The organism is Mycobacterium sp. TH-M103 (genome assembly GCF_057473785.1).
In genome coordinates, this window is sequence record NZ_JBYCLG010000259.1 from 1 (window position 1) to 18,697 (window position 18,697).

The window sequence follows — 18,697 nt, forward strand, 5'->3', positions numbered from 1 at the left end:
AGATCGAGCTGTGGACGAAGAACGACGAGTACGACAACGAGGTGTACCGGCTGCCCAAGCACCTCGACGAGAAGGTGGCCCGCATCCACGTCGAGGCGCTCGGCGGCCAGCTGACCAAGCTGACCAAGGAGCAGGCCGAGTACCTCGGCATCGACGTCGAGGGCCCCTACAAGCCGGACCACTACCGGTACTGAGCCCCGATATGACCGCGAGCGTGCGTGTTTGTACGGCGGCACGCCGTAACGCACGTACAACTGCGCACGCTCGCGCGATGGCGTAGCTGGGCTCGCGGCGTGCTGATCGCGATCGAAGGGGTCGACGGCGCCGGCAAGCGGACGCTGACCGACGGGCTGCGCAAGGCGTTCGAGGCCGCCGGCTGGTCGGTGGCCACGCTGGACTTCCCGCGCTACGGGCGATCGGTGACCGCGGACCTCGCCGCGGAGGCGTTGCACGGCGAGCACGGCGACCTCGCGTCGTCGGTCTACGCGATGGCGACGCTGTTCGCGCTCGACCGCGCGGGGGCCGTCGGCGAGATCGAGCACCTGGGCCGCGATCACGACGTGGTGATCCTGGATCGCTACGTCGCCTCCAACGCGGCCTACAGCGCCGCGCGGCTGCACCAGGACGCCGCGGGGGAGGCGGTCGCGTGGGTGCACCGGCTCGAATATGGCCGGCTGGGGTTGCCCGCGCCGGACTGGCAGGTGCTGCTCGCGGTGTCCGCCGAACTCGCCGGGCGGCGGGCGCGCCACCGGGCCGCCGTCGAGCCGGGCCGGCAGCGCGATGCCTACGAGCGCGACGACGGGCTGCAGCAGCGCACCGGCGCGGTGTATGCCGGGCTGGCCGCCGCGGGCTGGGGTGGGTGCTGGCAGGTGGTCGAGGCGGACGTCGATCCGGCCCGTCTGGCGGCGACGCTGAGGGCTCCGCAGGCCGGAAATTGACGGTTTTGGCCGCCTAGCGCAAGAAACGCTGGTGTGGCGCCCGTAATTTGTCCCGATCTGGTGACACCATGGAGACCATGAGGCAAAGGATTCTCGTCGTCGATGACGACGCTTCGCTGGCCGAGATGCTCACCATCGTGCTGCGCGGGGAGGGCTTCGACACCGCGGTCATCGGCGACGGTACCCAGGCCCTGACCGCGGTGCGCGAGCTGCGGCCCGACCTGGTGCTGCTGGACCTGATGCTGCCCGGCATGAACGGCATCGACGTGTGCCGGGTGCTGCGCGCCGACTCCGGCATCCCCATCGTGATGCTGACCGCCAAGACCGACACCGTGGACGTGGTGCTGGGCCTGGAGTCCGGCGCCGACGACTACATCATGAAGCCCTTCAAGCCCAAGGAGCTGGTCGCGCGGGTGCGCGCCCGGTTGCGCCGCAACGACGACGAGCCGGCCGAGATGCTGTCTATCGCCGACGTCGAGATCGACGTGCCGGCGCACAAGGTCACCCGCAACGGCGAGCAGATCTCCCTGACCCCGCTGGAGTTCGACCTGCTGGTCGCGCTGGCACGTAAACCGCGTCAGGTGTTTACTCGTGATGTGCTGCTCGAACAGGTGTGGGGATACCGGCACCCGGCGGACACCCGCCTGGTTAACGTGCACGTCCAGCGCCTGCGGGCCAAGGTCGAGAAGGACCCTGAGAACCCGACCGTGGTGTTGACCGTTCGAGGAGTGGGGTACAAGGCCGGACCCCCGTGATCCGCGATGCTGAGGAGCGGCGCCGGTGATCCGCGTCGGTGACGATGCAGAGCGAAGCGATGCTGAGGAGCGGCGCCGGTGATCTTCGGCTCACGCCGACGCACTCGTAGTCGCTGGGGCCGCTCGGGTCCCCTGCCTCGCGGCATGGGCGCGGTCAGTCGCGCCGTGGCCGTCGCCTGGCGCCGATCGCTGCAGCTGCGCGTGGTGGCGTTGACTCTAGGGCTGTCGCTCGGAGTGATCCTGGCGCTCGGCTTCGTGCTGACCAGCCAGCTCACCAATCGCGTGCTCGACGTTAAGGTCCGAGCCGGCATCGAGCAGATCGAGCGGGCGCGTACGACGGTCGGCGGCATCGTCAGCGGCGAGGAGACGCGCTCGCTGGACAGCAGCCTGCAGCTGGCCCGCAACACGCTGACCTCCAAGACCGACCCGGCCTCGGGCGCAGGGCTGGCCGGCGCGTTCGACGCGGTGCTCATGGTGCCGGGCGACGGCCCCCGCGCCGCCACCACGGCCGGACCCGTCGACCAGGTGCCCAACGCGCTGCGGGGTTTCGTCAAGGCGGGGCAGGCGGCCTATCAGTACGCCACCGTGCACACCGACGGCTTCTCGGGGCCCGCGCTGGTTATCGGCTCGCCGGCGTCATCGCAGGTGGCCAACCTGGAGCTCTACCTGATCTTCCCGCTGAAGAACGAGCAGGCCACGATCACGCTGGTGCGCGGCACGATGATCACCGGGGGTGCGGTGCTGCTGGTGCTGCTCGCCGGGATCGCCCTGCTGGTGTCCCGCCAGGTGGTGGTGCCGGTGCGGTCGGCGTCGCGGATCGCCGAGCGGTTCGCCGAGGGTCACCTGTCCGAGCGGATGCCGGTGCGCGGCGAGGACGACATGGCGCGGCTGGCGATGTCGTTCAACGACATGGCCGAGAGCTTGTCGCGGCAGATCACCCAGCTCGAGGAGTTCGGCAACCTGCAGCGCCGGTTCACCTCCGACGTCAGCCACGAACTGCGCACCCCGCTGACCACGGTGCGCATGGCCGCCGACCTGATCTACGACCACAGCGCCGATCTCGACCCCACGCTGGCGCGTTCCACCGAGCTGATGGTCAGCGAGCTGGACCGGTTCGAGACGCTGCTCAACGACCTGCTGGAGATCTCCCGGCACGACGCCGGTGTAGCCGAGCTGTCCGTGGAGGCGGTGGATCTGCGCGCCACCGTGCGCAGCGCGCTGAGCAACGTGGGGCACCTGGCCGAGGACGCCGGCGTCGAGCTGCAGGTGGACCTGCCCGCCCACGAGGTGATCGCCGAGGTGGACACCCGGCGGGTGGAGCGCATCCTGCGCAACCTGATCGCCAACGCCATCGACCACGCCGAGCACAAGCCGGTGGAGATCCGGATGGGCGCCGACGAGGACACCGTCGCCGTCACCGTGCGCGACCACGGGGTCGGGCTGCGCCCCGGCGAGGAGAAGCTGGTGTTCAGCCGGTTCTGGCGCGCCGACCCGTCGCGGGTGCGGCGCTCCGGAGGCACCGGGCTGGGCCTGGCGATCAGCATCGAGGACGCGCGCCTGCACCAGGGCCGGCTGGAGGCCTGGGGCGAGCCCGGCGAGGGCTCCTGCTTCCGGCTGACGCTGCCGCTGGTGCGCGGCCACAAGGTGACCACCAGCCCACTGCCCATGAAGCCTGTCCCGCAAGCGAATTCGCAGCCGATTCCGCAGGCCGCCGACACCGGCCCGCAACACCGCAAGGACCGCCAGCGCCAGCGCGAGCCCGCCGAGAGGAGCGGGTAGATGCGGCGCCTGCTCTCCCTGCTGTTCGCGGCGGTCCTGCTCGGCGGCTGCGCGGGGGTGCCCAACACGTCGGCGCCGCAGGCCATCGGCACCGTCGAGCGGCCCGCGCCGTCCAACCTGCCCAAGCCGACGCCGGGCATGGACCCCGACGTGCTGCTGCGGGAGTTCCTCAAGGCCACGGCGGACCCGGCGAACCGGCACCTGGCCGCCCGCCAGTTCCTCACCCAGTCCGCGTCCAACGCGTGGGACGACGCCGGCAGCGCGTTGCTGATCGACCATGTCGTTTTCGTGGAAACGCGTGCAGCCGACCGTGTCTCGGCGACGATGCGGGCCGACATCCTGGGTTCGTTGTCCGACATGGGGGTGTTCGAGACCGCCGAGGGCGTGCTGCCCGACCCGGGGCCGATCGAGCTGGTCAAGACGTCGGGCGGCTGGCGTATCGACCGGCTGCCCAACGGCGTGTTCCTGGACTGGCAGCAGTTCCAGGCGACCTACAAGCGCAACACGCTCTACTTCGCCGATCCGACCGGCAAGACGGTGGTGCCCGACCCGCGCTACGTCGCGGTGCCCGACCACGACCAGCTGGCCACCGAGCTGATCTCCAAGCTGATCGCCGGGCCGCGCCCCGAGATGGCCCACACCGTCCGCAACCTGCTCGCCCCGCCGCTGCGGCTGCGCGGGCCGGTCACCCGCGCCGACGGCGGCAAGAACGGGATCGGCCGCGGTTACGGCGGTGCACGCATCGACCTGGAGAAGCTGTCCACCACCGATCCGCACAGCAGGCAACTGCTGGCCGCCCAGATCATCTGGACGCTGGCCCGCGCCGACATCCGCGGGCCGTACGTGATCAATGCCGACGGCGCACCGCTGGACGACAGGTTCGCCGAGGGGTGGACCACCTCCGACGTCGCCGCCACCGACCCGGGCGTGGCCGACGGCGCCGGGGCCGGGTTACACGCGCTGGTCAACGGCGCGCTGGTGGGCCTGGACGGCCAGCACACGACGACGGTGCCCGGGGCCTTCGGGCGGATGCCGGACCAGACCGGGGCCGCGCTGTCCCGCAACGGCCGCCAGGTTGCCTCCGTGGTGACGCTGCGCCGCGGCGCCCCGGACCAGGAGGCGTCGCTGTGGATCGGGGACCTCGGCGCCGAGGCGGTCCAATCCGCCGACGGGCACACCCTGTCGCGGCCCAGCTGGTCGCTGGACGACGCGGTCTGGGTGGTCGTGGACGGCAACAACGTGCTGCGGGCCATCCAGGAGCCCGCCTCCGGACAGCCCGCGCGCATCCCGGTCGATTCCGCGGCCGTCGCCAGCCATTTCCCGGGACCGATCACCGACCTGCAGCTGTCTCGGGACAGCACCCGCGCCGCGATGGTGATCGGCGGGCAGGTGATCCTGGCCGGCGTCGAGCAGACGCAGGCAGGCCAGTACGCCCTCACCTACCCGCGGCGGCTCGGCTTCGGGCTGGGCAACTCGGTGGTCTCGCTGTCCTGGCGGACCGGCGACGACATCGTGGTCACCCGCACCGACGCCACGCACCCGGTCTCCTACGTGAACCTCGACGGGGTGAACTCCGACGCGCCCGCGCGCGGCTTGGCGCTTCCGGTGACGACGGTCGCGGCCAACCCGTCGACGGTGTACGTCGCCGGTCCCCAGGGGGTGCTGCAGTACTCGGCGTCGGCCGGCGAAGGCCAACCACGCTGGTCGGAGGTTCCCGGGTTGACGACCGTCGGGGCGGCCCCGGTGTTGCCGGGCTGAGTTGTCGTGGTGGCTGCTGGCGGCTACGTTCTCCGCGTTGAGCCGATGGCGGCAGCCGTCTCGCGCGAGCGCTGGCGAGGGTGGTGAGGCATTGCGGAACAAGTTGGGCGCGGTGCCCTGATGGCACCGCTGGGAGTTGATCCCGCCGCGCTGGATGGTGCCGGTTCTGCGGTGGTCTCGGTGGGTGAGGGTTTGTGGTCGGTGACATCCGGTCTTGCCGGGGTGCTTTCCGGATGCGAGGGAACGGCGCGCAGCGATCCGGCTGCCACCGCATTCGGGCGCGGCTACGACAATTCGGCGGCGAAGGTGTTGGAGGCGATGGCCGTAACCCGGAACGGGTTATGCAGCATCGGCGACGGTGTGCGGATGTCCGCGCACAACTACTCGATGGCCGAGGCGATGCCAGACGTATCCGGGCGCGGGGAGCCGCTGCGGGTACCCAGGCCTACCGGGTCCGTGGCGAGGGGTTCAACGCCGTCGGCGGCCGGAACCGGCACCGGCGCCCCGGCGGGGTGGGGCTGGGTGGCTCCGTATATCGGGATGATCTGGCCGAGCGGTGATTCAGCGAAACTACCGCAGCGGCGGCCTGGATCAGCGCCGGAACGAATTTCGAGGTCAGCGAGATAATAGGCGCGGCAGGGCCCATGGGCATCGTTGAAGCCCAGCAGATGCCGGAAGGACCGGCGATTGCAGCGGCGTTCACGGACGCTCACCGCAGCGCCGCCAGTGTTTTGCAACAGTTCGATCGCGGCTCAGCTGAATGATTACGCCGACAAGATCGACCGGGTTCATGCGGCGATCCTCGATCTGTTGTCCCGCATCTGTGACCCCATGACGGGTATCAAAGAAGTCTGGGAAATTCTCACCGACGAAGACGAAGACGAGATCCACAAGATCGCCAACGATATCCGGTTTTGTAAAGCGCGGCCTCTTTGACCAGCTTTTGGCGCGTGGCCAAGAGCCTGACGATGTGCTCGTCGATCTGATCGATCTGGGAGCGGACCTCAGCGAGCGACACGTCCGCGACCGTACATGAGCCAGGCGAGCCACCGAAGTCGACGTTTGCCCGCGAAAGTGCGAGTGATCGCCTGCAAGACGTCGATCTCGGCGCGAAGCGGGGGGCTTGTCGGTCCCGTGCGCGACACTGCGCGTGTGCTCGACCTCATCCTGCCGCTGGAGTGCGGCGGTTGCGGGGCGCCGGCGACCCGCTGGTGTGACGCCTGCGGCCGCGAGCTGTCGGTGGCCGCCGACCAGCCCCACGTCGTCACCCCGCGCGTCGACCCCCAGGTGCCGGTGTTCGCGCTGGGCCGCTACGCCGGTGCCCGCCGTCAGGCGATCCTCGCGGTCAAGGAGCGCGGCCGCGGCGACCTCGTCGCGCCGCTGGCGCGCGCCCTGGCGCTCGGCGTGCACCGGCTGCTGGCCTGGGGGATCGTCGAGACCCCGCTGACGATCGTGCCCGCGCCCACGCGGCGCTCGGCGGCCCGCCGCCGCGGCGGCGATCCGGTCACCCGCCTGGCCAGGGCCGCCGTGGCGGGGCACCCCGACGTCACGGTCGCGCAGGCCCTGCGGATCAGGGCGCTGGCCCGCGACTCGGCGGGCCTGGGCACCGCGGCCCGCGAGCGCAACATCGCCGGGCGGGTGCTGCTGCGCGGCGGCGCGCTCGCCGGGCGACCGGGAACCGAGGTGATGGTGGTCGACGACGTCGTCACCACCGGCGCGACGGCCCGCGAGTCGGTGCGGACCCTGCACGCCGCGGGGGTGCGGGTCACCGCGGTCCTCGCGATCGCGGCGGCGTGAAACCGGAGTCAGACCGTGCGCGTGCCAAGAGGTTGTGAAGAACCCGCAACGGGTCGGCGAAATCAGTGGCGTCCCAAGGCGAACACGAGCTAACGTCGAGGACAACATGCAATGACCTAACGGTCATGCCGCACTGGTCGTACGTCCCAGGTTGCGACCCCACTGGCGAAGGGGGTGAGTATTCGGCACCTTGCACCGGCGGGCAGCCTGCGCGTGAACCATTCGGAACCGCTCTCACCCCGTCGGCGCGCCTCTAAGTAAGCAGGGCACGCAGCGCGCGTGCGACGTGGAAAGGGAACGAATTGTCACGCATGTCAAGGCTCTCCATGGATTCCAGTCAGATGCTCGCCGAGCCGCCGGCGGAGACCGACGGCCAGGCCGAACCGGCCGCCAGCGCCGAAGTCGTGTTCAAGGGCCGCAACGTCGAAATTCCCGACCACTACCGCGTATACGTCTCCCAGAAACTCGCCCGCCTCGAGCGGTTCGACCGCTCCATCTACCTCTTCGACGTCGAACTCAAACACGAGCCCAACCGCCGTCAGCGCAAGTCCTGTCAACGCGTGGAGATCACCGCCCGGGGCCGCGGACCGGTCAGCCGGGCCGAGGCCTGCGCCGACAGCTTCTACTCCGCGTTCGAGTCCGCGGTCGCCAAGCTGGAGAACCGCTTGCGGCGCGCCAAGGACCGGCGCAAGGTCCACTACGGCGACAAGACCCCCGTTTCGCTGGCCGCGGCCACCGCGGTCGCGCCCGAGCGGCTGAACGGCGCGCCTCAGGAGCCGCCGTTCGGGCGCAACGGCGCCGCCCCCGACCAGCCCGGCGACCACGAGCCGGGCCGGATCGTGCGGACCAAGGAGCACCCGGCCACGCCGATGACGGTCGACGACGCGCTGTACGAGATGGAGCTGGTCGGGCACGACTTCTTCCTGTTCCACGACAAGCAGAGCGAACGGCCGTGCGTCGTCTACCGCCGGCACGCCTACGACTACGGCCTCATCAGACTGAGCTGACCGGATCAGGCGAGCCGGATCGGGCCGATCGGGCTCGCCCGATCCGGCTCGGGCGGCCGCCGCCGCGTGTCACCTAGGATGGACGGCGTCTCATAGACATGCGTCTTAGAGACCAGGAAGACTCCAACCCACAGGGGACATAGCTGTGCTGTCGAAGTTGCTGCGCCTTGGTGAAGGTCGCATGGTCAAGCGCCTCAAAAGGATCGCCGACTATGTCGACACCCTGTCCGAGGACATCGAGAAGCTCACCGACGCCGAGCTGAGGGCCAAGACCGAGGAGTTCAAGAAGCGGCACGCCGACGGGGAGAGCCTCGACGACCTGCTGCCCGAGGCCTTCGCGGTGGCGCGCGAGGCCGCGTGGCGCGTGCTCGACCAGCGCCCCTTCGAGGTGCAGTTGATGGGGGCGGCGGCGCTGCACTTCGGCAACGTCGCCGAGATGAAGACAGGTGAGGGCAAGACCCTGACCTCGGTGCTGCCGGCCTACCTCAACGGCATCGGCGGCAAGGGCGTGCACATCGTCACGGTCAACGACTACCTGGCCAAACGCGACAGCGAGTGGATGGGCCGCGTGCACCGTTTCCTGGGCCTGGACGTCGGGGTGATCCTGGCCCAGATGACCCCCGACGAGCGCCGGGTCGCCTACCACGCCGACATCACCTACGGCACCAACAACGAGTTCGGCTTCGACTACCTGCGCGACAACATGGCCCATTCGCTGGACGACTGCGTCCAGCGCGGCCACAACTTCGCCATCGTCGACGAGGTCGACTCCATCCTGATCGACGAGGCCCGCACCCCGCTGATCATCTCCGGGCCGGCCGACGGCGCCTCCAACTGGTACCTCGAGTTCGCCCGCCTGGCGCCGCTGATGGAAAAAGACCTGCACTACGAGGTCGACCTGCGCAAACGCACCGTCGGTGTGCACGAGAAGGGGGTGGAGTTCGTCGAGGACCAGCTGGGCATCGACAACCTCTACGAGGCCGCCAACTCGCCGCTGGTCAGCTACCTCAACAACGCGCTGAAGGCCAAGGAGCTGTTCAACCGCGACAAGGACTACATCGTCCGCGACGGCGAGGTGCTCATCGTCGACGAGTTCACCGGCCGCGTGCTGTACGGCCGCCGCTACAACGAGGGCATGCACCAGGCGATCGAGGCCAAGGAGCACGTCGAGATCAAGGCCGAGAACCAGACGCTGGCCACCATCACGCTGCAGAACTACTTCCGGCTCTACGACAAGCTGGCGGGCATGACCGGCACGGCCCAGACCGAGGCGGCCGAGCTGCACGAGATTTACAAGCTCGGGGTGGTGCCCATCCCGACCAACAAGCCGATGATCCGCACGGACCAGTCCGACCTGATCTACAAGACCGAGGAAGCCAAGTACATCGCGGTGGTCGACGACGTCGCCGAGCGCTACGAGAAGGGCCAGCCGGTGCTGATCGGCACGACCAGCGTGGAGCGCTCGGAGTACCTGGCGCGCCAGTTCGCCAAGCGCCGCATCCCGCACAACGTGCTCAACGCGAAGTACCACGAGCAGGAGGCGCAGATCGTCGCCGTGGCGGGGCGCCGCGGCGGCGTCACCGTCGCCACCAACATGGCCGGTCGCGGCACCGACATCGTGCTGGGCGGCAACGTCGACTTCCTGACCGACCAGCGGCTGCGGGAGCGCGGCCTGGACCCGGTGGAGACGCCCGACGAGTATGAGGCGGCCTGGCACGAGGAGCTGCCCAAGGTCAAGGAGGAGGCCGGAAAGGAGGCCGCCGAGGTGATCGAGGCCGGCGGCCTGTATGTGCTGGGCACCGAACGGCACGAGTCCCGGCGCATCGACAACCAGCTGCGCGGCCGCTCCGGCCGCCAGGGCGACCCCGGCGAGTCCCGGTTCTACCTGTCGCTGGGTGACGAGCTGATGCGGCGGTTCAACGGCGCGGCGCTGGAGTCGATGCTCAACCGGCTCAACCTGCCCGACGACGTGCCGATCGAGGCCAAGATGGTCACCCGGGCGATCAAGAGCGCGCAGACCCAGGTCGAGCAGCAGAACTTCGAGGTCAGAAAGAACGTCCTCAAGTACGACGAAGTGATGAACCAGCAGCGCAAGGTGATCTACGCCGAGCGCCGCCGCATCCTCGAGGGCGAAAACCTCAGGGAGCAGGCCCTCGACATGGTCCGCGACGTCGTCACCGCTTACGTCAACGGCGCGACGGGCGAGGGTTACGCCGAGGACTGGGACCTGGAGGCGTTGTGGACGGCGCTGAAGACGCTGTACCCGGTCGGGATCGACCATGCGACGCTGATGCGCCTGGACGCCGACTCCGAGCGTGACGACCTGACCCGCGAGGAACTGCTCGACGAGCTGCTCGCCGACGCCGAACGCGCTTACGCCGCAAGGGAAGCCGAACTCGAGGAACTCGCGGGCGAGGGCGCGATGCGCCAGCTGGAGCGCAACGTGCTGCTCAACGTCATCGACCGCAAGTGGCGCGAGCACCTCTACGAGATGGACTACCTCAAGGAGGGCATCGGGCTGCGGGCGATGGCGCAGCGCGACCCGCTGGTCGAGTACCAGCGCGAGGGCTACGACATGTTCATGGCCATGCTCGACGGCATGAAGGAGGAGTCGGTCGGCTTCCTGTTCAACGTCGCCGTGGAAGCGGTGCCCGCGCCGTCCCCGCAGGTAGCCCCGGTGGAAGCGCCGAAAGGGCTCGCCGAGCTGGGCGCGGGCTCGGGCGGCGGCGACGAGCAGCGCGACCAGCGGGCCGACTCCGGCGGTGCCCGCGAGGAGGCGCGAAGTGTGGTGCACGCCAAGGGCATCGATGACGAGCAGCAGCCGGCGCTGACTTATTCCGGCCCCTCGGAGGACGGTTCGGCGCAGCTGCAGCGCAGCGGCGGCGGTGCGGACAAGGCGCCCGCCGGGGTGCCCGCGGGCGCCAGCCGCCGCGAGCGGCGCGCGGCCGCCCGACAGCAGGGCCGCGGCGCCAAGCCGCCGAAATCGGTGAAAAAGCGGTAGTCCGGCTGTTTGCCGGGGCGCCGCCGCGGTGGACGCTGAGTCCATGAAGCGCTACCTGGTCCTGGGTTACGGCGCCGCGGCGTACGAGATGTTCCTCGTGGCCTTCCAGTATGCGATCGGGTTCATGGGCGACATCGTCGTGCCGCGCAGCGTCGATCACGGGCTCACCGCGCCCGTCGGGCGGGCGTTGCTGGTCGACACGTTGCTGCTGGCGCTGCTCTACTGGCGGTGGCGCACGATGCCGGCCGTGGTCTGGGACGTGCGGCCGCAGGCGGGCCGGCTGGTTTTGTGGGCCCTGTTCGGGCTTCGGCAGGTGTATCTGGCCTGGCGCGCAGAGCCCCACACCGAACTGGGGTTTCAGGCCCGTTCGCTGTACCGGCTGGTGCGCCACCCGATCATGCTGGGCTTCGTCATCGCTTTCTGGTTGACGCCCACGATGACGGCGGGGCGCCTGCTGTTGGCGGGGCCACCACAGGTTGCCTCCTGACCGCGGTGCGGTTGGAAGAGCGCGACCTCGTCGCCGCCCTGGGGCGGCAGTACCACGAATACCGCAGGAGCGTGTCGATGCTGGAACCGCGCCCGCCCCGGCGGACGGCCGAATAGCGGGCCGGACGGTCGGACTACCGCAGCGCCGGTCGGACCTGGAACGATCGATGGTATGGATGTCAACGAGGTGTTGCTCCCGGGCGTCGGCCTGCGGTACGAGTTCACCGACCACAAGGGTGACAGGATCGGCATCATCGCCCGGCGCAGCGGCGATTTCGACGTCGTCGTCTACGCCCGGGAGGACCCGGACCAGGCGCGACCGCTGCTCTGCCTCACCGACGAGGAGGCCGAGGCCATGGCCCAGATCCTCGGCGCGCCGCGGATCGCCGAGCGGTTCACCGAACTGGCCCGCGAGATACCCGGGCTCGAGACGGGGCAGGTCCACATCCTGGCGGGCAGCCCGTTCGCCGGCCACCCGCTGGGCGACACCCACGCACGCACCCGCACCGGGGCCTCGATCGTCGCGATCGTGCGCAACGAGGAGGTGCTCGCCTCGCCGGGTCCTGCCGAGATGCTGCGCGCCCACGACGTCCTGATCGTCATCGGCACCGCAGAAGGCATCGCCGGGGTCGAGCAAATCGTCGACAAGGGCTGAGCCGTGCAGGTTTCGGAGGCGCTGCTGTTCCAGCTCGGCGCTCTCCTGGCAGTGCTGTCCGTGCTGGGGGCCCTGGCGCGCCGTTTCGCGTTGTCGCCGATACCGCTGTACCTGGTGGCCGGCCTGTCGCTGGGCAACGGCGGCATCTGGCCGGTGGCCGCCGCGGGCGGGTTCATCACCACGGCCGCCTCGCTGGGCATCGTCCTGCTGCTGCTGACCCTGGGGCTGGAGTTCTCCGCGACCGAGTTCGCCAGCAGCCTGCGGCACCACCTGCCGTCGGCCGGCGCCGACGTGGTCCTCAACGCCACACCGGGCGCGGTGGCGGGCTGGCTGCTGGGGCTGGACGGCGTGGCCATCCTGTCGCTGGCCGGGGTCACCTACATCTCCTCGTCGGGGGTGATCGCGCGGCTGCTGGAAGACCTGCGCCGGCTCGGTAACCGGGAGACGCCGGCGGTGCTGTCGGTGCTCGTGCTCGAGGACTTCGCGATGGCGGCCTACCTTCCGCTGTTCTCGGTGCTGGCCTCCGGCGGCACCTGGCCGGTGGCGATCGCGAGCATGGTCGCCGCGATCCTCGCCCTGGTCGCGGCGTTCACCGCGTCCTACCGCTGGGGCCACCACTTCGGCCGGCTGGTGACGCACCCCGACTCCGAGCAACTGCTGCTGCGGGTGCTGGGGGTGACCCTGATGGTGGCTGCGCTCGCCGAGTCGGTGCACGCATCGGCCGCCGTCGGCGCCTTCCTGGTGGGGTTGACGCTGACCGGGGATACCGCGGACCGGGCCCGCAAGGTGCTGGGACCGTTGCGCGACCTGTTCGCCGCGACGTTCTTCCTGTCGATCGGCCTGTCGGTCGACCCGCAGCATCTGCTGCCGATGCTCCCGGCCGCCCTGGCGCTGGCCGTCGTGACCGCGGCGACGAAGGTGCTCACCGGGATGATCGCGGCCCACCGCGACGGGGTGGCGCGGCGCGGCCAGCTGCGTGCGGGCACCGCGCTGATCGCCCGCGGCGAGTTCTCACTGGTCATCATCGGGTTGATCGGCGCGACCATCCCCGGCGTGGCCGCGCTGGCGACGTCGTACGTCTTCGTGATGGCGATCGCGGGCCCGGTGCTGGCGCGGTTCACCGGCGGCCCGCTGCCGGAGGGGCCCGCCTCACCGCATTGAGTCAACCCGTGAGCCGTCACCCGATGTGCAGCGCCACCACCAGCCATCGGGCCCGGCCACCGGTGTGCAGCGCCTCCACGCGGCAGGCGATCGCGTGGACCCTGTTGCCGCGGCTGTAGGAGCCGAAGACCTCGGCGGCCGCCTCCGGGTCGCGGTGCCCCGCCGGCTGTAGCCGCATCCGGCGCAGCACGGCGGCGCCGCCACGTCCGGCGCCGGCCCGGCCCACCGCGAGCACCGAGTCGACCAGGCCGGGCGCGAGCACGGGCTGCAGCTGCGCGGCGGGACGGCGGCGGTCGATGACCTCGAGGACCTGGCGCAGCGCCGCGTCGGCGAAGACCGCCGCCTGCCGCATCCGCGGTGAGAGGTTCGTATCGCCGGACGGCGGGCCACCGGGTGGCCCGTCGTTCCGGCGCAGCGGTGCGCGGGTGCCGCGCCGTCGCGGCGAGACCGCCGACGGGCGCCGGCACCCGGGCACGTCGCGCGTCGGGGGCTCGTAGTCGACGACGGGCGTCACGGCGAACGCGTCCGGGCCGGACGGCCGCACGACGGGGTGAACGGACAATGCGCACTCTCCAGTCAACCGAATGGTGGCGGGCAAGCCTGCTGGAGAGGGGCAGACACCGGTCATCATGGCACAACTCGACCTCACGCGTACCCGCGCCGTGCTGTGCGCCGGTTGTGCGGTTACCGTGGGCGGGAACAGCGGTGTGGCAACGGATGACAGGAGGCCGGGGCGGCAATGGTGACCCGCTTGTCCCCCTCGGACGCGTCGTTCTTCCGGCTGGAAAACACCTCCACCCCGATGTACGTCGGATCGCTGTACATCCTGCGCCGGCCGCGCGCCGGGCTGAGCTACGAGTCGCTGCTGGCAACCATCGAGCAGCGCCTGCCGCAGGTGCCGCGCTACCGCCAGAAGGTCCGCCAGGTCATCGGCATGGCCAGGCCCGTGTGGATCGACGACAGCGACTTCGACATCACCTACCACGTGCGCCGCTCGGCGCTGCCCTCGCCCGGCAGCGACGAGCAACTGCACGAGCTGATCGGGCGGCTCGCCGCGCGGCCGTTGGACAAGTCGCGGCCGTTGTGGGAGGCCTACCTCGTCGAGGGCCTGGCCGGCAACCGCCTCGCCCTTTACACCAAGTCCCATCAGGCTCTCGTCAACGGCGTGACGGCGCTGTCGCTCGGCCACGTCATCGCCGACCGGACGCGGCGCCCGCCGCCGTTCCCCGAGGACATCTGGGTTCCGGAACGCGACCCCGGCAACACCAGGCTGCTGCTGGGCGCGCTGGGCGAGTGGGTGGGGGGCCCGGGCACGCAGCTGCAGGCCGTCGGGTCGGTTGTGGCCGGGGCGGTGACCAACCACGGCGAGCTGCGCAACGTGGGCCGCCGCGTCGTGCACCTCGCGCGGGCGGTGGCGCGCGGGACGGCGCCCAGCAGCCCGCTCAACGCGACCGTTTCCCGCAACCGCCGGTTCACGGTCGCGCGGGCCAGCCTCGAGGATTACCGGACCGTGCGGGCGCGCTACGACTGCGACATCAACGATGTGGTGCTGGCCGTGGTGGCCGGCGCGCTGGCCAACTGGCTGCTGTCGCGCGGGGAACCGGTGTCGCCGACCGCGACCGTGCGGGCGATGGCGCCGCTGTCCGTCTACGCCGAGGATCAGTTCGACGCCACCGGACCGGGGCAGATGATCAGCCAGGTCACGCCGTTTCTGGTCGACCTCCCGGTGGGTGAGCCCAACGCCGTGGTGCGGCTGTCGCAGATCGCCCACGCCACCGAGTCCAACCCGACCGCCGCCAGCGCGGTCGACGCCAGGACCATCATCACCCTGTCGGGTTTCGCGCCGCCCACCCTGCACGCCATGGGCGTCCGCGTCGCCACCAGCTTCCCCAGTTTCTCCAAGCGGACGTTCAACCTGTTGATCACCAACGCCCCTGGGGCGCAGTCACAGATGTACATCGCCGGCACCAAGCTGCTGGAGGCCTACGCGGTGCCGCCGTTGCTCAACGACCAGGCGCTCGCGATCAGCGTGACGTCGTACAACGGCATGCTGTATTTCGGGATCAACGCCGACCGCGACGCGATGAGCGACGTCGACCTGCTGCCCGACCTGTTGAACCAGTCGCTCGAGGAACTCCTGGACGCCTCCCGTTAGCGCGTGGCGCGAAAGATGGTGCCGCCGAATCGTGGAGAGATAGCATTCGTTGCTGTGAGCACCGCGACCGGCGACGGCACCCATGCGAAGGCGAAGAAGAAGAAGTCGGCGCCGGCCGAGCCCAAGATTTCCAACGGCGTCTACGAGGCCGAATTATTCCGGCTGCAAACCGAACTCGTGAAGATGCAGGAATGGGTGCGCCATTCCGGGGCGCGTCTGGTCATCGTCTTCGAGGGCCGCGACGGGGCGGGCAAAGGCGGTGCCATCAAACGGATCACCGAATATCTCAACCCGCGGATGGTGCGCATCGCCGCACTGCCCGTGCCGACCGATCGGGAACGCGGGCAGTGGTACTACCAGCGCTACATCGCCCATCTGCCCGCCCACGGGGAGATCGTGCTCTTCGACCGGTCGTGGTACAACCGCGCCGGCATCGAGAAGGTCATGGGATTCTGCACGCCGCAGGAGTATGTGCTGTTCCTACGCCAGACGCCGATCTTCGAGCAGATGTTGGTCGAAGACGGGATCCTGCTGCGCAAGTACTGGTTCTCGGTGTCCGAGGCCGAGCAGCTGCGCCGGTTCAAGGCGCGCGTGAACGACCCTGTGCGGCAATGGAAACTCAGCACCATGGACCTGGAGTCGGTCTATCGGTGGGAGGACTATTCGCGCGCCAAGGACGAGATGATGGTGCACACCGACACCCCGGTCAGCCCGTGGTACGTCGTGGAATCGGATATCAAGAAGCACGCCCGGATCAACATGATGGCCCATCTGCTGTCCACCATCGAATACCACGACACCGAAAGGCCCAAGATCAAGCTGCCGAAACTCCCGCTGGAACCCAAGAACTACCAGCGGCCGCCGCGCGAGTTGTCGAAATATGTCGCGGACTACGCGGCAACGTTGATCGGGGACCGGCCCGGCGGATGACCCACGTCTACATTCCGGCCACGCTGGCGATGCTGCAGCAGTTGGTCGCGCACGGGGAGCTGACGCCGGTCAGCGGCATCGCGTTCGCGGTGACACCGGCGTTGCGCGAGGCCTACGCCGAGGGCGACGACGACGAACTGGCCGAGGTGGCGCTGCGCGAGGCGGCGCTGGCGTCGCTGCGCCTGCTGGCGGCGGAGCGCGACGCCGGGACCGGGGACCTGCCGCCGCGGCGCGCTGTGCTGGCCGCCGAGGCCGACGTGGGCGAATCCGGGGCCGAATACCGCCCCGATCTCGACGACGCCGTCGTCAAACTCAGTACGCCGATCGCGATGGGCCGGGTGATCGCCGCCTACGTCGACACCGTCGAGGCCGAGCCGGACGTCGTCACGGCGATCGAGGCGATCGACGCCGCGGACCTCGGCGACGAGGATGCCGAACTGGCCGTCGGGGACGCGCAGGACCACGACTTGGCCTGGTACGCCGTCCAGGAGCTGCCGTTCCTGCTCGAGCTGCTGTGACCGGTCGCGTCACACCCTGTATACGAGACCGTAAGTTACGGTACCGTAGGTTGGTGGAGCGACCCGTGGACAGGAGCCTGCGATGAGCAAGAAGTACTTCCCCCCGGTCACCGCAAACGTCGTCGAGACCACGCGACCGACCGTCGCGGGCGCCGACCGGCACCCCGCCTGGCACGCGCTGCGGACGATGGCGGCCCGCATCACGACGCCGCTGCTGCCCGACGACTACCTGCGCCTGGCCAACCCGCTGTGGTCCGCGCGCGAACTGCGGGGCCGCATCCTCGAGGTGCGCCGCGAAACGGAGGATTCCGCGACGCTGGTGATCAAACCGGGCTGGGGCTTCAGCTTCGACTACCAGCCGGGCCAGTACATCGGGATCGGCGTGCGGGTCGACGGGCGCTGGCGTTGGCGGTCGTATTCGCTGACGTCGAGCCCGGCCGGGCATTCCTCGTCGCGCACGGTCACGATCACCGTGAAGGCGATGCCCGAGGGATTCCTGTCCACCCATCTGGTCGCCGGTGTCGCGCCGGGCACCATCGTGCGACTGGCCGCCCCGCAGGGCAACTTCGTCCTGCCCGATCCGGCGCCGCGCTCGATCCTGTTCCTCACCGCCGGGTCCGGGATCACGCCGGTGATGTCTATGTTGCGAACGCTGGTGCGCCGCAACCAGATCGGGGATGTCGTACATCTGCATTCGGCCCCCACCGAAGCCGAGGTGATGTTCGGTGCCGAGTTGGCTGCGCTGGCCGCCGGCCGGGCGGGCTACCGGTTGCGGGTGCGCGAGACCCGCTTCCAGGGGCGGCTGGACCTGGCCGGGCTCGACCAGGAGGTGCCGGACTGGCGCGAACGCCAGACGTGGGCCTGCGGCCCCGAGGGGATGCTCACCCAGGCCGAGAAGGTGTGGTCGGCGGCCGGCATCGGCGACCGGTTGCATCTGGAGCGGTTCGCGGTGGCCAAGGCGGCGCCGGCCGGGGCGGGGGGAACGGTCACGTTCGCGCGCAGCGGGCGCGCCGTCGCCGCGGATGCCGCGACGTCGGTGATGGAGGCGGGGGAGGGCGCCGGCGTGCAGATGCCCTACGGCTGCCGGATGGGCATCTGCCAGTCGTGTGTGGTGAGCTTGGTGGACGGCCACGTGCGCGACCTGCGAACCGGCCGCGAGCACGATCCCGGCAGCCGCATCCAGACCTGCGTGTCGGCGGCCTCCGGCGATTGTGTGGTCGACATCTGAGAGCTACTCACAGGTAACCTACGGCTTCGTAGGTTACGATAACGTAGGTGAAGGGCCACTGCGGCCAACCACCCGATCAACCACAGGAGCTGACGATGGCGATTACCGACGTCGACGTATTCGCGCATCTGACCGATGCCGACGTCGAAAGCCTGGCGGTCGAGCTCGACTCCATCCGCCGGGACATCGAAGACTCACGCGGCGAGCGCGACGCACGCTACATCCACCGCACGATCGCCGCTCAGCGCGCCCTCGAGGTGGCCGGGCGGCTGCTGCTGGCGGCCAGTTCGCGCCGTTCGGCCTGGTGGGCGGGCACCGTGACGCTGGGCGTGGCCAAGATCGTCGAGAACATGGAGATCGGCCACAACGTCATGCATGGCCAGTGGGACTGGATGAACGACCCGGAGATCCACTCCTCGACGTGGGAGTGGGACATGAGCGGGTCCTCCAAGCACTGGCGCTACACCCACAACTTCGTGCACCACAAGTTCACCAACATCCTCGGGATGGACGACGACGTCGGCTACGG

At 69.8% G+C, this 18,697-nt stretch carries 17 protein-coding genes and 2 pseudogenes; 17 read left to right on the forward strand and 2 right to left on the reverse strand.

Features of this window, described 5'->3' with window-relative positions; translation table 11 throughout:
* From AC2VOR_RS14790 to AC2VOR_RS14815, 6 genes and pseudogenes are all read left to right on the forward strand, one after another.
* The coding region (locus tag AC2VOR_RS14790; RefSeq protein WP_486964020.1) for an adenosylhomocysteinase at positions 1 to 194 on the forward strand (194 nt) is incomplete at its 5' end.
* 99 nt (positions 195 to 293) lie between these two features.
* Positions 294 to 938 (forward strand): dTMP kinase, encoded by a 645-nt coding sequence (locus tag AC2VOR_RS14795; RefSeq protein ID WP_369740106.1) that lies wholly within the window; start codon positions 294 to 296, stop codon positions 936 to 938.
* A 68-nt stretch (positions 939 to 1,006) separates the two neighbouring features.
* On the forward strand, positions 1,007 to 1,693 hold the full coding sequence (gene mtrA, locus AC2VOR_RS14800) for a two-component system response regulator MtrA (protein WP_369740104.1): 687 nt from the start codon (positions 1,007 to 1,009) through the stop codon (positions 1,691 to 1,693).
* Positions 1,694 to 1,771: 78 nt separating this feature from the next.
* Positions 1,772 to 3,472, forward strand: coding sequence for an MtrAB system histidine kinase MtrB (mtrB, locus tag AC2VOR_RS14805; RefSeq protein WP_486964021.1), 1,701 nt, complete (start codon positions 1,772 to 1,774; stop codon positions 3,470 to 3,472).
* The gene (lpqB, locus tag AC2VOR_RS14810) at positions 3,473 to 5,230 is read left to right on the forward strand and encodes an MtrAB system accessory lipoprotein LpqB (RefSeq protein WP_369740101.1); all 1,758 of its coding nucleotides are present in this window, start codon (positions 3,473 to 3,475) and stop codon (positions 5,228 to 5,230) included.
* 120 nt (positions 5,231 to 5,350) lie between these two features.
* A pseudogene (locus tag AC2VOR_RS14815) lies at positions 5,351 to 6,142 on the forward strand (hypothetical protein); the annotation flags it as partial.
* Here AC2VOR_RS14815 and AC2VOR_RS14820 read toward each other — a convergent pair.
* On the reverse strand, positions 6,093 to 6,248 hold the full coding sequence (locus tag AC2VOR_RS14820) for a chorismate mutase (RefSeq protein ID WP_369740099.1): 156 nt from the start codon (positions 6,246 to 6,248) through the stop codon (positions 6,093 to 6,095). The pseudogene AC2VOR_RS14815 and the gene AC2VOR_RS14820 overlap by 50 nt on opposite strands.
* A gap of 134 nt (positions 6,249 to 6,382) precedes the next feature.
* Between AC2VOR_RS14820 and AC2VOR_RS14825 the strand changes: the two genes are divergently transcribed.
* The 6 genes and pseudogenes from AC2VOR_RS14825 (at position 6,383) to AC2VOR_RS14850 (ending at position 13,337) form a co-directional block, all read left to right on the forward strand.
* The gene (locus AC2VOR_RS14825) at positions 6,383 to 7,027 is read left to right on the forward strand and encodes a ComF family protein (protein WP_369740097.1); all 645 of its coding nucleotides are present in this window, start codon (positions 6,383 to 6,385) and stop codon (positions 7,025 to 7,027) included.
* Between the two features lie 326 nt (positions 7,028 to 7,353).
* On the forward strand, positions 7,354 to 8,034 hold the full coding sequence (gene hpf / locus AC2VOR_RS14830) for a ribosome hibernation-promoting factor, HPF/YfiA family (RefSeq protein ID WP_369740095.1): 681 nt from the start codon (positions 7,354 to 7,356) through the stop codon (positions 8,032 to 8,034).
* 145 nt (positions 8,035 to 8,179) lie between these two features.
* A complete protein-coding gene (gene secA / locus AC2VOR_RS14835; protein ID WP_369740093.1) occupies positions 8,180 to 11,035 on the forward strand; it encodes a preprotein translocase subunit SecA in 2,856 nt (951 codons plus the stop codon).
* A gap of 43 nt (positions 11,036 to 11,078) precedes the next feature.
* Positions 11,079 to 11,638, forward strand: a pseudogene (locus AC2VOR_RS14840) (methyltransferase family protein).
* Positions 11,639 to 11,693: 55 nt separating this feature from the next.
* On the forward strand, positions 11,694 to 12,176 hold the full coding sequence (locus tag AC2VOR_RS14845) for a cation:proton antiporter regulatory subunit (RefSeq protein ID WP_369740091.1): 483 nt from the start codon (positions 11,694 to 11,696) through the stop codon (positions 12,174 to 12,176).
* Positions 12,177 to 12,179: 3 nt separating this feature from the next.
* Positions 12,180 to 13,337 carry a cation:proton antiporter gene (locus AC2VOR_RS14850; RefSeq protein WP_369740089.1) on the forward strand — a complete coding sequence of 386 codons (1,158 nt, stop codon included), beginning with the start codon at positions 12,180 to 12,182 and terminating at the stop codon, positions 13,335 to 13,337.
* A 16-nt stretch (positions 13,338 to 13,353) separates the two neighbouring features.
* Here AC2VOR_RS14850 and AC2VOR_RS14855 read toward each other — a convergent pair whose 3' ends face one another.
* Positions 13,354 to 13,899: an Rv3235 family protein gene (locus AC2VOR_RS14855; RefSeq protein WP_369740087.1), complete on the reverse strand. Its 546-nt coding sequence runs from the start codon at positions 13,897 to 13,899 to the stop codon at positions 13,354 to 13,356.
* A 177-nt stretch (positions 13,900 to 14,076) separates the two neighbouring features.
* Here AC2VOR_RS14855 and AC2VOR_RS14860 point away from each other — a divergent pair, with 177 nt between their 5' ends.
* From AC2VOR_RS14860 to AC2VOR_RS14880, 5 genes are all read left to right on the forward strand, one after another.
* The gene (locus tag AC2VOR_RS14860) at positions 14,077 to 15,492 is read left to right on the forward strand and encodes a WS/DGAT/MGAT family O-acyltransferase (protein WP_369740085.1); all 1,416 of its coding nucleotides are present in this window, start codon (positions 14,077 to 14,079) and stop codon (positions 15,490 to 15,492) included.
* Positions 15,493 to 15,546: 54 nt separating this feature from the next.
* Positions 15,547 to 16,422, forward strand: coding sequence for a polyphosphate kinase 2 (gene ppk2 / locus AC2VOR_RS14865; protein WP_369740084.1), 876 nt, complete (start codon positions 15,547 to 15,549; stop codon positions 16,420 to 16,422).
* A complete protein-coding gene (locus AC2VOR_RS14870) occupies positions 16,419 to 16,940 on the forward strand; it encodes a DUF6912 family protein (RefSeq protein ID WP_369740082.1) in 522 nt (173 codons plus the stop codon). The genes ppk2 and AC2VOR_RS14870 overlap by 4 nt, the downstream gene beginning before the upstream one ends.
* 82 nt (positions 16,941 to 17,022) lie before the next feature.
* Positions 17,023 to 18,168, forward strand: a complete 1,146-nt coding sequence (locus AC2VOR_RS14875) for a ferredoxin reductase (protein WP_369740080.1) — start codon at positions 17,023 to 17,025, stop codon at positions 18,166 to 18,168.
* 95 nt (positions 18,169 to 18,263) lie between these two features.
* Positions 18,264 to 18,697, forward strand: a 434-nt coding sequence (locus AC2VOR_RS14880) for a fatty acid desaturase family protein (RefSeq protein WP_486964022.1), incomplete at its 3' end; no start/stop codon positions are given.